We start from the raw sequence: 13,935 nt of genomic DNA, 5'->3' as shown, positions 1-13,935 counted from the left end.
CTCCTTTTTTTACAGCTGCAACCTCACTGTCTGGACAAAGAACAAAAGCGCAAGCGCCTTGCCCAGCCCCGACAAGCAAATGTTCTTTCCTCAAAGAAGTCCGCTTTTTGACTTCATTGAGGAAAGGTTATTTGACCTCGAGGGGCTAGGCGCTGAAGCTGGACGTAGACCGACTTCATTAGCAAAGTGATCCATAATGCGATTATTTTATAGTTTCCTAAACGATAAAAAAACCTTCTCATCCCTGAAAAAGGGACGAGAAGGTTTCCCGCGGTACCACCCTGTTTAACACGAAAAACCGTGTTCACTTAAGCATTCGTATCGTGAATGATCCGCTCTTTCCTACTAGGTGTTCCCTTTTGAAAAGAGCACTCCAGGGCGATCTTCCATTTTTCGCTTGTACCGGGCTCACACCGCCCCCCGGCTCGCTTAAAAAGCTGAAAAAATGTACTGTCCCTATCATCGCGTTTATCTTATTCGTTTTGTAATGCTTTAATTATAAAAATTGTCAGCCAGTTCGTCAAGCTTACATCTCTTCTTCGCTTAGTTTTTCCAGTTCCTCTTTGTCCACTTCGAAATCCATTAAAGCATCCCAGTCATCGTTGCTCAGTAAATCAAGCTGAGCTTCCATTAGCATTTTAAAACGCATGCGGAACACCCTCGATTGCTTTTTCAGCTCTTCAATTTCGACAGCAATTTTTCTTGCTTTTGCTAACGATTCATTGACGATGCGGTCCGCGTTCTTTTCGGCTTCTCGAATGAGGAGTTTCGCTTCTTTATGAGCGTTTCTTTTTACTTCTTCAGCTGTTTCTTGAGCGATTACAATAGATTTATTCAACGTTTCTTCAATGTTCGAAAAGTATCCGAGTCTTTCTGTCTGGCTGGCAAGCTGATCTTCCAGCTCTTTTTTTTCTCGGATGATTAACTCATAATCTTTAATAACTTGATTTAAAAAGCTGTTTACTTCGTCTTCGTCATATCCGCGAAATCCACGGCTAAATTCTTTGTTATGTATGTCTAACGGCGTTAAAGGCATAAGCCCACCTCCACTGCAAATCTCTGATTGACAAATTTTTTAATCCACTGCTTAATATTATAAAGCTTTTTCAGCAGTTTGTGGTAAAATTCCTGTAATTTTAAGAATTTATTTTATTATTCCCAATATAATTCGCCATTTTTCTTTCTTCGTCTTTCCTTCAATCGTCAAAAGCTTAGCTCTTCCGGCTCCCCTGACAGAAAACACATCCCCTTCCGTACATTCAAACGCTGGGTTTTCCACCTGTTTCCAGTTCACTTTCACAAGACCACCTTTAATGAGTGCTTGAACTTTCTGTCTGGACTGCTTCGTGAAAGCAGAAAGAATGGCGTCAAGCCGAAGAGAACTGACGGTTGTACTCGCTTCCCTCCACTCTTCTTCTTGAATAAATGCTTGATCAAAACTTACTTTGTTTAATGTAACGGGCGTTTTTCCAACTTGGTTAAAGTTCAGTTCAATGTAGCTGCCGACTTCCTCTGCCGCCAAAAACTGAAATCTTTTACCGTCGGTTAAGATGTCGCCGAATTTCCCCCGGCGCAGCCCGAGCCCCATTAAGCTGCCGAGCACGTGCGGATGCGAAATAGAGACGAATTTATCGGGATAGCTCACTTCATACAGCGCAATTTCAAAGTCTTTGTCTTCAGGAGTAAAATAGGCCGGGCAAATATAGGCTCTTTTTCTTTCCGAATGGACCGTTCCGCCGAAAAAAGCAACAGCCGATTCATCTTGTGTACCGACGACGGCACGGACAATTTCCTGTTCTCTTGGATCTAGAAAATCCGTCAGCTTCGGCGCATACATTTCAGCCGATTCTCTTTTCCATTCGAGAACTTGATCAATGAATTCTTTTTCTTCAGGGCGAAAATGCTGGTAAATGGACGACATCCCCTGGCCTCCTTTACTTACTAATCGTAAAAGCAAAAAAGGAAGCGCCCGCTTCCTTTTGCAATGAAGCTATTAATTTACCCACACGGCCAACTGATGCAAGCCTCTCGTAGCCAAGTTTAACACTAAGAAAGCGACGAGTGGTGAAATATCGATCATGCCGAGCGGAGGAACAATCTTTCTGAAAGGCTCTAAATATGGCTCGCAAATTCTGGCAAGAAAGCGGCCGATTGAGGTTTCACGCGCATTTGGAAACCAAGACATTAAAATATATATGATGAGAGCCCATGAATAAATCCCAATAGCTCTACTTAATAAATCGACTACTAATACCATATTACTTATGACCACCTCGTATTATCATTATCGTCTTCTGTTAAAAATTGTGAAATACTTCCGTCCACTTCTACGTTGTCCGGAGTGCATAGAAAAATTTTCTGGCCAAGCTGTTGAATTTCTCCGCCGATAGCATAAACAGTACCGCTTAAAAAATCGATTACTCTTTTTGCTTGATCGTGCTGAATGCGCTGCAAGTTTACAACGACAGCCCGCCTGTTCTTTAAATGGTCGGCAATTTCTTGTGCTTCTGCAAATACCCGTGGTTCACTCAGGATGACTTTTGAAGATTTTTGTACGCTTTGCAGGCTGACTACATTTTTCTTCGCTGCTTTCGGGCTTTTTACTGTCTCCCCTTCATCCGTCTCAGTTTCTTCCATCAACTGATAGTCATCTTCATCCAAAAGAAAAAAAGCTTTGAACTTAGATTTGATTCCCACCATTTCACCTCCCGGGTTTATTCACCAACAAGGGCCGTGCCAATTCGTATCATAGTTGCGCCTTCTTCAATGGCAAGTTGATAATCATTGCTCATCCCCATTGATAATTCATTGCATGGAGCGTGAGGCAGCTTCATTTGCTGCACTTCCACCTGAAGCTGTTTCAGCTTTTTAAAACAGCTTCTCAGTACTTTTTCATCGTCTGTTAATGGAGCCATCGTCATTAACCCGCAGACAACAATTTGTTCGAATTCAGCCAGCTGTTTCACAAAAGGAATCACTTCTTCAGGAGATAAGCCGTGTTTTGATTCTTCTCCTGATACATTTACTTGAATGAAGCAGTTGATTGGCTGTTTGGTGCGCTTATTAATTTCCTTTGCGAGCGAAAGCCGGTCGAGTGAATGTATGTATGAAGCTTTATCAATAATGTTTTTGACTTTTCTCGTCTGCAAACTGCCGATAAAGTGCCAGACAGGTTCTCCCTTCAGCTTGTCCCACTTTTCTGAAAGGCCTTCATCCCGATTTTCGCCGAGGTGAGTAATTCCTGCTTCGAGTGCTTCTTGTGCTCTCTCTGTTGAGACATATTTTGTTACAGCAATGACTGTCACTTCATTCGGCTGCCTGCCCGCTTTTTTGCAAGCTGCCTGAATCCGCAGCTGCACGTCCTGTAATTTATTTGCTACTTTCATGATGAAACTCTCTCCTTCCAGCCAATGAACCCAACCATTCTTCCTGTTTTCCCTTGATCGCGGCGGTGAGAAAAAAACTCAGTGCTGCAGCTCGTACACCGTTTCGTCGAGCGAATACTTTGTTTTGGAATGCCAGCCTTTATTAAGATCAGCTCATTTAAATGCTGCAGGGACAAATGAAATTGCCCCGGGTCTCCTATAACCGGCGAGAAAGGCAGCGGGCTGTCGTTCACCCAGCGGCGTGCCGCGTCGATGACCCGATTGTCAACTTTATAACATTTTTTGCAAATGGAAGGACCGATTACTGCCTCGATTTCTTCCGGCGTAATCCCATCTTTCTTCCACTGCTCCACCATATGAAAGCCGATCCCAAGAACCGTTCCTTTCCAGCCCGCATGCGCTGTACCCACTCTTTCATGTTTCCTTGATAAAAAGTAAAGTGGTACACAATCCGCATAGCAAAGCGTTAACAGGATGCCCTTTTCATTCGTATACAAACCGTCTGTGTCAGAGAAGCTTGTATTATAGTGAAGAGCTCCTTTTCCGCTATCTAATTTTGTTACACCCTCAATACGGTTTCCATGCGTCTGGCAAGCACCAATCCATGTTTCAGCCGGAAAACCAAGAAGCTCGCCAATCGTCTGTCGATTGGCGCGTACTTCTTCCGGGCGGTCATTTACATGAAAACCGGTGTTTAAGCTGTTGAAATCTCCGGTGCTTTTCCCACCGACTTTAGTAGAAAAGCCCGCGACAAGACCGGGAACTGCCTCATGCCAATCCTTTATTATATAAAAGCTGTTGTGTGCAGAAACAAAAGGTTCCGTCATTTTTCCTACTCCCGAGCATTTTCTTTTAGTGTAACACAATTAACCAAGAAACGTCACTGAAAAACAAATTATTCCTCCCTTGCACCCGCTTCTGTCGGAAGAGACTGCATGGAATGCCGAACTAAAATAACATCTTCGCCAATCTTGACAATTTGTGCCCACGGAATGACAATCTCTTCCTCTTTTCCAAAGAGGCCGAGAATTTTCCCTGCTCTGCTGATAACGATGGATTCAATTGTTCCCGCCGTTAAATTTAAATTAATATCGGAAATATTCCCTAGCTTTTTTCCATTGGCTACATTGACAATGTCTTTTAGCTGAAAGTCAGATATTCTTCCCAATGCTGTGCCTCCTTTGTTTCTTAGTTGCCGATATAATAATATATGCACACAAAAAAAAATAAGACTCTTTAGGCAGCTGCCTTGAAAGAGTCTTTGTCATCTGTTAATTAATGTTTTTATTCATTTGTTTGATGGCTGCTTTTTCAAGCCGTGATACTTGCGCCTGTGAGATTCCAATTTCTTCAGCTACTTCCATTTGCGTTTTCCCTTGGAAAAAGCGTTTGCGAATAATCATTTTCTCGCGGTCATTCAGTCTCTTTAGCCCTTCTTTCAAAGCAATTTCTTCGATCCAGTTTGTATCTTTATGACTGTCATCACTTAATTGGTCCATCACGAAAATCGGATCTCCGCCATCATTATAAATCGGTTCAAATAATGACACCGGGTCTTGGATCGCATCCAGTGCGAATACGATTTCTTCTTTTGGCACATCGAGCTCTTTGCTGATTTCTTCAGCCGTCGGCTCCCTCGAAGTTTCCGTAATAAGTCTTTCTCTCACTTGCAGGGCTTTATAAGCTATATCCCTCAAAGACCGGGAAACTCTAATCGGATTATTATCGCGCAAATACCGCCGAATCTCACCAATGATCATAGGCACCGCATATGTAGAAAAACGGACATTGTGGCTTAGATCAAAATTATCAATTGATTTCATCAGTCCAATACAGCCCACTTGAAACAAATCATCCACATACTCACCGCGATTGTTAAAGCGTTGAATCACACTCAGCACAAGCCGCAAATTCCCATTCACGAGCTTTTCCCGTGCGCTCAGCTCTCCGCCCTGAAGACGACGGAACAAATCACGCATCTCTTCATTCTTCAACACCGGGAGTTTCGAAGTATCCACACCGCATATTTCCACCTTATTACGCGCCATTATGAAAATTCCCTCCTCGCAGGAACTGCTGTACAAAAACAGTATCCCCCCGCAAAAAGAAAACTATGCATCAAAGAAAAGCGGAAGGCGCTTGTCCAGCGGCGACAAGCATAAGACAAACTGATGGAATGGCGCTTTTTAGCCATGTAATCAGTTTGACTTATGACCTCGAGCCGCTAGCGCCTGCAACTGGACAGTAGAAAAGCGGAACCGACTGCTTTGGGGCGACAAGCATATGACAGGCTGACGAAATGGCGTTTTTCAGCCATGCAGTCAGGCTGGCATATGACCTCGAGCCCCAAGGAGGCGCAGCTGGACAGGAAAAGCGGAAGCGCCTGTCCTGCTCTGACAGGCAAATGTTCTTCCCCCAAAGAAGTCGCCCTTTGGCTTCATTGGGGAAGGTTATTTGTCCCGAGGAGCAAGGCGCTGCAGCTGGACAGCAGAAAAGTGGAATTGATAAACAACTAACTAGTTTCGTGAACAACCTCTAATTTCCGTGTACAGCTTGTTGAATTTGATGATCACCTCTAACATAAATAGCAGTATTACCTACAAAAAATCCCCGCAGCTCATTCATCCTCCTTTTTCACAGGCTGGATGTTGCATGCGGGAAGTCCAAGACATTCATACCATTTTATTAAATTCCTTTTGCAGGCGCTGGATGATTCTTTTTTCGAGCCTGGAAATGTACGACTGCGAAATGCCAAGCAAGTCGGCGACGTCTTTTTGAGTTTTTTCTTCTTCTCCTTTCAAGCCGAAGCGGAGTTCCATGATTTGCTTTTCTCTTGCCGAGAGGTGCTCCATTGCTTTAAATAAAAGACTTCTATCCACCCCGGCTTCAATATCTCTCGTAATAATGTCATCATCTGTTCCTAAAACATCAGAAAGCAAAAGTTCGTTTCCATCCCAATCAACATTTAGAGGCTCATCGAACGACACTTCTGATCGGATTTTATTATTGCGGCGCAAATACATTAAAATTTCATTTTCAATACATCTTGATGCGTATGTGGCCAGCTTAATTTTCTTTTCGGGGTTAAACGTATTAACAGCTTTAATTAAACCGATTGTCCCGATGCTGATTAAATCTTCAATATTGATGCCCGTATTCTCAAATTTCCTGGCGATATAAACGACAAGCCGAAGATTTCTTTCTATTAGCAGCGCTCTTGCTGCCTGGTCGCCTTTAGGAAGCTTTACTAGCAGCTTTTCTTCTTCGTCTCTTGATAACGGGGGAGGAAGCGCTTCACTTCCGCCAATGTAATAGATCTCATCTGTTTTTAGTTTTAACTTAATAAGCAACTTGTACCAATAATAAGTGATTTTTAATCGCAAATTTTTCATAAAATAACCCCCTTAATAATAAAAATAAACAAACGCCACTAGCACTATGAAACCTCCTCAAAGGAAAGTGGCAAGACCATTTTCGGATGCAATATACATGAAAACTGTTCGTCCGATGACAAATTCATAGATGTAAAACTTACAAGTGCTTTTGGAACAGCTGCTTTTTTTGTTCCATTACTCACTTCAATTTGATCCGGTTTAAATGCGGGCAATAACTGATGGGCTTTTCCAACAGACTTAGCCGGGATCAGCCTCATTTTTTCCAGCCATTCTTCCGGCAACTGCTCGTCTTGAAAAAGCAAAATATCAGGATTATCTGCTGCTTTTACGATTTCATCTGGCAGCTGTTCTTCCAGACCAATAATCGAAATAAACATAACGGGAGCTTTGGAAATCGGATCATGCAATTGATTGCCTGTGTCCACAAGCCCTTTCAATAAAAACTCCGCTCCATTTATCTCCACTTTCACATCCAACAGCTGATCATGCTGCAGCTGAGCTGTTTCAAAATCATCTGCCCTGCTTTTAGCAAAATAAGAAGCGGCCGGCAAGCCGAACATCACAAAGATCCAACTGACGGGATCTCCAAACCCTTTTAATCCTGCCAGAAAAACAGCTGATTCCATTTGCATATCAAATCGAATAAAATAATGCGCGCCAAGCAGCATACCACCTGTTAAAAAAGTAGAAAAATAAAAAGTCATCAAATTGACAAAGAAGTATTTCCAGCGCTTAAAACCGAATGCAGCGAAGACCATGATGGCAGAAAGAGCAACCTTTGCAAGCGGATGCCCTGCCGCTTCTGCAATAGGGGTAACCATTAATAAAATGCTTGCAGAACCAACCAATCCCCCAGCGGCTAGACGGCGCCACTTCACTGATCTCTTCAGAAAGATAGCGGTCATCCACAATAACAAGCTGTCTGCGAGTAAATTAAGCAGCCATAATGCATCTAAGTATAAAACCACACGGACCCTCCTTTTACTTCTTACTTCAGTAGGTTAGAATGATGGCGTTTATTAAAAGTATATCGGTCAATGAAAAAGAAGGGTGTCACAATATAGAAGGAAAACTGAACAATTTTTAAAGGATAGTTTCGGTTTTTGTCAGATTAAGAGAAGGGGAAAACGCAGCAAGCTTCGCTATTACAGAACTGGCGTTCTATAATTAACATAAAGATAAAGGCTGTCCCCTGCGGAACAGCCTTTATCTTTATGCTTACAAATAGTAAATTAACAATTTGCTTATCTGCGTCTGTTTCTGTTTCTTAGGAATGTTGGGATATCCAAAGTTTCTTCTACTGGCTGAGACGGCTGTCTCGGCGGCATTTCCTGCTGGGCCGGCTCTTCATGTCTTTCATGTCTCACTTCACGCTTTGGTGAAGGAGGTGCCGCCGGAGCTGGCGTTTGCTGTTTCATTTGCCCGAAACCAGCACGCGGCTGCTTCGGCTGCTGCAGAGCAGATTCTTTAAAGCCAGTCGCAATGACTGTCACGATAATTTCATCTTTTAAGTTTTCATTAATCACGGAACCAAAGATCATATTTACTTCCTGATCAGAAGCGGAAGCAACAATATCGGCTGCTTCTTGCACTTCATAGAGGCTTAAATTGGCTCCGCCTGTAATGTTCATTAATACACCTTGTGCCCCATCGATAGACGTTTCGAGCAATGGGCTGGATATTGCTTTTTTCGCTGCCTCCGTTGCACGGCTTTCTCCGGAGGCCACGCCAATCCCCATTAAAGCAGATCCTTTATTGGACATAATTGTTTTCACGTCGGCAAAGTCCAGATTAATTAATCCAGGCACCGCAATGAGGTCGGAAATACCTTGAACCCCTTGACGGAGGACATTGTCTGCTTCACGGAACGCCTCAAGCATTGGTGTGCTTTTGTCGACAATTTCTAACAGACGGTCGTTCGGAATGACGATCAACGTATCAACAGATGCTTTCATTGACTCGATACCGCCAGCTGCCTGTGTTGCGCGCTTGCGTCCTTCAAATGTAAATGGACGGGTAACAACGCCCACAGTTAACGCTCCAAGGTCTTTAGCGATTTGCGCAATAACAGGAGCTGCACCGGTTCCAGTCCCGCCGCCCATTCCGGCTGTAACGAACACCATATCCGCACCGCGCAATGCTTCTTCAATTTGCTCTTTACTTTCTTCAGCTGCTTTCTTGCCCACTTCCGGATTAGCACCAGCGCCTAACCCACGGGTAAGTTTTGAACCGATCTGCATTTTCACTTCGGCTTTAGAGAGATTGAGCGCCTGTGCATCTGTGTTAACCGCAATAAACTCCACACCTTGCACGCCATGTTCAATCATACGGTTTACAGCGTTGTTTCCGCCACCGCCTACGCCAATAACTTTTATCGTCGCTAATGAATCTAAATTAGTATCAAACTCCAACATGACAAATCCTCCTAATTCGTCGTTATTTCTCTACGATGACTTATTCTTCGAAAAAGTAACCGAAAAATCTCTTCACTTTTGAAGTCAGCTTTTGCTCCGGCTGCTTTTCAGGCTTTACTTTTTTTGGCGGCGGTGAGTCTTGATGCCGCGTCTCAGGCACCGAAATTGGTTCTTGTACAGCGCTTACCTTCCTGCCTTGTAATTTAGCATTTTTATACGCGTATTTTATTAAACCAACCGATGCTGTATACTGGGGCTCTCTCACTCCTATATAATCAGGAATGGCTACACGGACACGGTTCTGAAAAACATCCTGTGCCAAATCGAGAATGCCTGGTATAGCCGATGTCCCACCTGTTAAAACAAAACCGCCGGGAACATCCTGAATCCCCTGATGTCTTAGCTCGTCAATAATCATTTCAAATACTTCTTCTAATCTGGCCTCAATAACATCAGAAACTTCCAGCTGGCTAAATTGCTGGTGCTGATCACTGCCGATAATCGGAACACTGAACACTTCTTCTTCAGACGCCAAGTCGTAAAAAGCATGTCCGTGTTTCAGCTTGATCTGCTCCGCATCTTCGGTAGTTGTTCGCAAACCAATAGATAAATCTTTTGTAATATGATCGCCGCCGATTGGAAAAACGGCGGCTGCTCTTATATTCCCTTGGCTGAAGGCAGCCACAGTTGTAGACCCCCCACCGATATCAATAAGAACTGTGCCAAGATTCTGCTCATCTTTTGATAAAGCTATTTCTCCCGCTGCCAGCGGTTGAAACACAATATCCATGATTTCAAGCCCCGCCCGCTCTACACAACGCAATGTATTATGTAAGAAAGTTTTAGAACCTGTAACAATAATACCTTCCATTTCTAAACGGACGCCGATCATTCCACGCGGGTCTGTAATTTCATCCAGACCATCGACAATAAACTGTTTCGGAATGACATTAATAATTTCCCGATCAGGGGGAATTGACATCACTTGAGAGGCATCGATCACTCTCGCTACGTCCACATCAGTGATTTCCCGATTTTCGCTGGAAACAGCCACCACTCCGCTGCATGGCTGCAAGAGAGCGTGGTTGCCGGCAATCCCCACAACCACCTGTTTTATTTCTATACCTACCATTCTCTCTGCCTGCTCAATTGCCTTTTTTATTGAATGAACGGTTTCATCTATATCCACGACGGAACCTTTGCGAATTCCTTTTGATTTTACATTCCCAACACCGATAATATTTAATGACTCATTCACCATCTCACCAATGATTACCTTTATAGCGGATGTACCGATGTCGAGACTTACTAATACTTCATTGCTGTTCATTCTTTGGCACCTCCTTTGACTCCAAAAAACTCTTTGTACGAACAACAATCTTCTTTTCAATCGAATTATTTATAAAGAAAACATTCGTCATTTTCAACATAATTCCCTTTTAAATTTTCATATTTTTTCTTATTTTGCTTTTTTCATAGACTGCTCAGTAAAAATCCAAGACCTAAAGGCCGTCCGAAAAAACATGGGAACGGCTATCTACAAGTCTACACCAAGTTGTCACCCTAGAAAAGCCAATTTTGTCTGAAAGAAAAATCTCGATGAACTTTCAATCTCAGAAGACGAATCAAAACCATGATCATTTTGATAAACAACAAGAAAATAAACAATAGAAAATGACTATTGTTCAGGTACTGGTTCCTCACTCTTTTCTTTCTTTCCGGAGTGATAGGCTCTAAAGTAAGAGCCCACTTCGAGATCAATCACCCCTTTAATATCAGGGTCGAGCTGACTCACGATCGCCGGATAATAGATCATTTTCTCGGAAAATGTTTTGAGGGTGGCAGAAACTTCAAATCCGTCATTCATAAACAGCTGAATATGAAGGCGATCCGTTTTCTTAGGGGCATAGTAAATTTCTGAAATAGAATTCACAATCTCACCCGGCAGTTGTTCCAGAGAATCCATCATCTGATCCAGCTCTTTGCCTGCTTTAAAATCGTATAAAATCGGCAATTGTTCAGGTGTGCCATCGGCTGCCTTATTAAGCACAGTTCCGTTATTTAATACTGGATAAAGTTTTTTTCCTTTTGCCAAATAAGCCAGCTTCTGCTGTTCTTCAACTGATATGTTCAGTTTGTTAGGAAACACAAGCGACACGTCGGCCTGCTGAATTTTCGGATCCCGCTCCAGCTTTTTCTCTACTTGCTTTAAACCCATTTTCCAGACGCTGCCCCCTTTTTCAATGCCGCTTTGCGCAATGATGTCTGCTTTTGAGGTTAACTCATTCCCTTCGACATCAATGGATTGAACTTTGCTGAGCGAAGATTGAAAGTAAACAATGGCTAACACAAGCAGGAAAAATAAAGAAATGATGAAGATGAGGCGCCGGTTTGTTTTTCGTTTTCTCAGTTTTTTCAGCTTTGGAATTCTCTCTTCAATTGAGACAATTTTCTCTTTTTCCATATCCTTTCCTCCCGGTTCAACGGTATGTCCAAGAAAATAAACGGAAGAACGGCACGAAAACCTATGCCGCATACTCTTATCCATTACACCTATTGTAATGCAGAGAGAAAGAGGATAAAAGAAAAAACCATTTTTATTTCCTTCCTATTATTTCTACTTCCGTTTCCATGTTGATGTTAAACTTATCATAGATGACCGTTTTTGCATGGTCAATTAAACCGAGCACGTCTTCTGCGCTGGCCTCGCCTATGTTGACAATAAAATTACCGTGCACGTCAGATATTTGAGCGCCGCCAATACGATGCCCCTTCAGCCCTGCTTTTTCAATTAAATTACCTGCATATTCGGGGAGAGGATTACGAAAAATACTGCCGGCACAAGGTCGATCCCAAGGCTGCGTTTCACGTCGATAGTCTTTAAATATCTTCATATTCTTTGTAACTTCCGCGCGCTCACCTTTATTAAGTTTAAAGACAGCTTCAAGTACAATTCCAGGCCGCTCATTTTGCAAGATGGACGTTCGGTAAGAAAAAGCCATATCTTCGTTTGACAGCCATTGCATAAGGCCATCTTCAAATAAAATATGTGCCCGGTCTAAAATGGCAGAAATATCTGAGCCGTGAGCTCCCGCATTCATATAGACTGCTCCTCCGACTGAAGCAGGAATGCCTCCAGCAAACTCCAAACCTTTCAGCCCATTGCGAGAAACTTGGGCTGCGAGCACGATAAGCGGATGCCCCCCACCTGCTGTTACTCCCTCTCCATCAATAAACAAATGATCCAGGCCCTTACTAAGCTTAATAACGACACCAGGCACTCCTTTATCAGAAACAAGTAAGTTGGAGCCGCGGCCAATGGCACGCCATGGCAGTTGATACTTCTTAACTAATTCCATCACAGCTTTTACTTTTTCAATAGAGGACGGTTCGATAAACAGGTCGGCAGGTCCTCCAATTTTCATCGTCGTATGATTGGCTAACGGTTCATTTTCTTTTACTGTCCCTACTTGTAGACTGTTCAACTCACGCATGAATTGTTCCACGCTGAACCGCTCCTTTTCTATCAGTTATTCGCCAGGTCAAGCATGACTGTAAACAAACGTTCCGATGCATCTCTAATACCTAAATCTTCAGCAGCTTTTTTCATTCTTTGCCATTCATTTTCATTTAATAACACGCTATCAAGATGTTTCAGCAAGGAAGCGGATGTCAGCTCTTTTTCTGACAGCATGACTGCTGCTCCATGGTCCGTCAGTGAACGTGCATTTTTTTCCTGGTGATTATTCGTTACATATGGACTTGGCACTAATATACTCGGAACGCCGAGGGCTGTTAATTCAGCTAAAGTAGTTGCTCCTGCCCTTGAAACAACCAAGTCGCATTCAACGAGTACTTCTGGCATATTGTGAACGAAAGGTACGACAGCGACATTTTCAGGTTTTCCGGCAGCTGCTATTTCTTTTTGCACATGATCAAAGTGCACGTCGCCTGTTATATAAAGAATTTGATACGGTCTGCCGGCCAATTTTGGAAGGGATTGTACGACCGCTTCATTAATTGGGCGGGCTCCCCTGCTTCCTCCGAAAATCAACACGGTCTTCTTTTCTTCAGATAAGCCAAAATTCTTTAGTGCATCTGACGGTTGGGCATTCACCACTTCTGACGCTCGTGGATTTCCAGTCAGAACAACTTTTCCTTCAGGAAAAAAGCCCCTTGCTTCTTCAAAACAGATAGCTACTTTATCCACATATTTACTCAAAAACTTATTTGTTAATCCCGGCACACTATTTTGCTCATGAATAATCGTTGGGATGCCAAGCTTGGCGGCAGCATAGACGACAGGCCCGCACACGTAACCGCCTGTTCCGATGACCGCATCGGGTTTAAATTCTCTAAGCATTTTCTTACATTCTTTCGCGCCTTTCAGAAAGCGCATAATGGTTTTCACATTTTCCATGGAAATCGCCCGTTTAAAGCCTGTTATTTCAATCGCCCGAAACGGAATTCCCTCTCTCGTCACTAATTTGGATTCCAGCCCTTTTTCAGTCCCGATATATAAAAATGAAGTTTCAGGATGTTTTTCTTTTATTGTCCGTATAAGAGCCAGGGCCGGATAAATATGGCCGCCAGTCCCTCCGCCGCTAACAACTATTTTCATTTGTTTCTCACCTCAAATTAATCGCTGCACTACTTCTCTTTTAATATGTGTATGTATAGTTAAATAAAAGGTTTCTAGCCCCTTTTCTTTCAAAAGAGGGAACGAGTGCTGTTTTCTTA

Annotated in this window: 15 protein-coding genes and 1 other annotated feature; all 15 genes read right to left on the bottom strand. The window is 43.0% G+C overall.

Going from position 1 to position 13,935, the window contains the following annotated elements:
* Positions 1-248 precede the first annotated feature (248 nt).
* Positions 249-472: a binding site (T-box leader), on the bottom strand.
* A gap of 54 nt (positions 473-526) precedes the next feature.
* Positions 527-1,036, bottom strand: a complete 510-nt coding sequence (locus F9802_RS04525) for a DivIVA domain-containing protein (RefSeq protein WP_152149972.1) — start codon at positions 1,034-1,036, stop codon at positions 527-529.
* A gap of 108 nt (positions 1,037-1,144) precedes the next feature.
* A complete protein-coding gene (locus F9802_RS04520) occupies positions 1,145-1,921 on the bottom strand; it encodes a YlmH family RNA-binding protein (RefSeq protein WP_152149971.1) in 777 nt (258 codons plus the stop codon).
* Between the two features lie 72 nt (positions 1,922-1,993).
* Complete coding sequence (locus F9802_RS04515; RefSeq protein WP_152149970.1) at positions 1,994-2,257, bottom strand: YggT family protein; 264 nt, start codon at positions 2,255-2,257, stop codon at positions 1,994-1,996.
* 5 nt (positions 2,258-2,262) lie between these two features.
* Positions 2,263-2,637 (bottom strand): cell division protein SepF, encoded by a 375-nt coding sequence (locus F9802_RS04510; RefSeq protein WP_404799144.1) that lies wholly within the window; start codon positions 2,635-2,637, stop codon positions 2,263-2,265.
* 77 nt (positions 2,638-2,714) lie between these two features.
* Positions 2,715-3,386 carry a YggS family pyridoxal phosphate-dependent enzyme gene (locus tag F9802_RS04505; RefSeq protein ID WP_152149969.1) on the bottom strand — a complete coding sequence of 224 codons (672 nt, stop codon included), beginning with the start codon at positions 3,384-3,386 and terminating at the stop codon, positions 2,715-2,717.
* Positions 3,383-4,213 carry a peptidoglycan editing factor PgeF gene (pgeF, locus tag F9802_RS04500; protein ID WP_152149968.1) on the bottom strand — a complete coding sequence of 277 codons (831 nt, stop codon included), beginning with the start codon at positions 4,211-4,213 and terminating at the stop codon, positions 3,383-3,385. Before pgeF ends, F9802_RS04505 begins: the two co-directional genes overlap by 4 nt.
* A gap of 68 nt (positions 4,214-4,281) precedes the next feature.
* Positions 4,282-4,554, bottom strand: a complete 273-nt coding sequence (locus F9802_RS04495; protein WP_152149967.1) for a YlmC/YmxH family sporulation protein — start codon at positions 4,552-4,554, stop codon at positions 4,282-4,284.
* A 103-nt stretch (positions 4,555-4,657) separates the two neighbouring features.
* Positions 4,658-5,434 carry an RNA polymerase sporulation sigma factor SigG gene (gene sigG, locus F9802_RS04490; RefSeq protein WP_152149966.1) on the bottom strand — a complete coding sequence of 259 codons (777 nt, stop codon included), beginning with the start codon at positions 5,432-5,434 and terminating at the stop codon, positions 4,658-4,660.
* Positions 5,435-6,058: 624 nt separating this feature from the next.
* Complete coding sequence (sigE, locus tag F9802_RS04485) at positions 6,059-6,778, bottom strand: RNA polymerase sporulation sigma factor SigE (protein WP_152149965.1); 720 nt, start codon at positions 6,776-6,778, stop codon at positions 6,059-6,061.
* 44 nt (positions 6,779-6,822) lie between these two features.
* Complete coding sequence (gene spoIIGA, locus F9802_RS04480; RefSeq protein WP_152149964.1) at positions 6,823-7,749, bottom strand: sigma-E processing peptidase SpoIIGA; 927 nt, start codon at positions 7,747-7,749, stop codon at positions 6,823-6,825.
* Positions 7,750-8,025: 276 nt separating this feature from the next.
* Complete coding sequence (gene ftsZ / locus F9802_RS04475) at positions 8,026-9,195, bottom strand: cell division protein FtsZ (RefSeq protein WP_152149963.1); 1,170 nt, start codon at positions 9,193-9,195, stop codon at positions 8,026-8,028.
* Positions 9,196-9,235: 40 nt separating this feature from the next.
* On the bottom strand, positions 9,236-10,525 hold the full coding sequence (ftsA, locus tag F9802_RS04470) for a cell division protein FtsA (protein ID WP_152149962.1): 1,290 nt from the start codon (positions 10,523-10,525) through the stop codon (positions 9,236-9,238).
* Between the two features lie 348 nt (positions 10,526-10,873).
* The gene (locus F9802_RS04465) at positions 10,874-11,659 is read right to left on the bottom strand and encodes a cell division protein FtsQ/DivIB (protein ID WP_152149961.1); all 786 of its coding nucleotides are present in this window, start codon (positions 11,657-11,659) and stop codon (positions 10,874-10,876) included.
* A 133-nt stretch (positions 11,660-11,792) separates the two neighbouring features.
* Positions 11,793-12,701: a UDP-N-acetylmuramate dehydrogenase gene (gene murB, locus F9802_RS04460; RefSeq protein WP_152149960.1), complete on the bottom strand. Its 909-nt coding sequence runs from the start codon at positions 12,699-12,701 to the stop codon at positions 11,793-11,795.
* 20 nt (positions 12,702-12,721) lie between these two features.
* Entirely contained in the window at positions 12,722-13,816 is a 1,095-nt protein-coding gene (gene murG, locus F9802_RS04455) for an undecaprenyldiphospho-muramoylpentapeptide beta-N-acetylglucosaminyltransferase (RefSeq protein WP_152149959.1), read from the bottom strand.
* Between the last annotated feature and the right edge of the window lie 119 nt (positions 13,817-13,935).

The organism is Bacillus aerolatus (assembly GCF_009183655.1).
GTDB lineage: Bacteria > Bacillota > Bacilli > Bacillales > Domibacillaceae > Pseudobacillus > Pseudobacillus aerolatus.
This window is presented reverse-complemented; position numbering and strand designations above follow the sequence as displayed.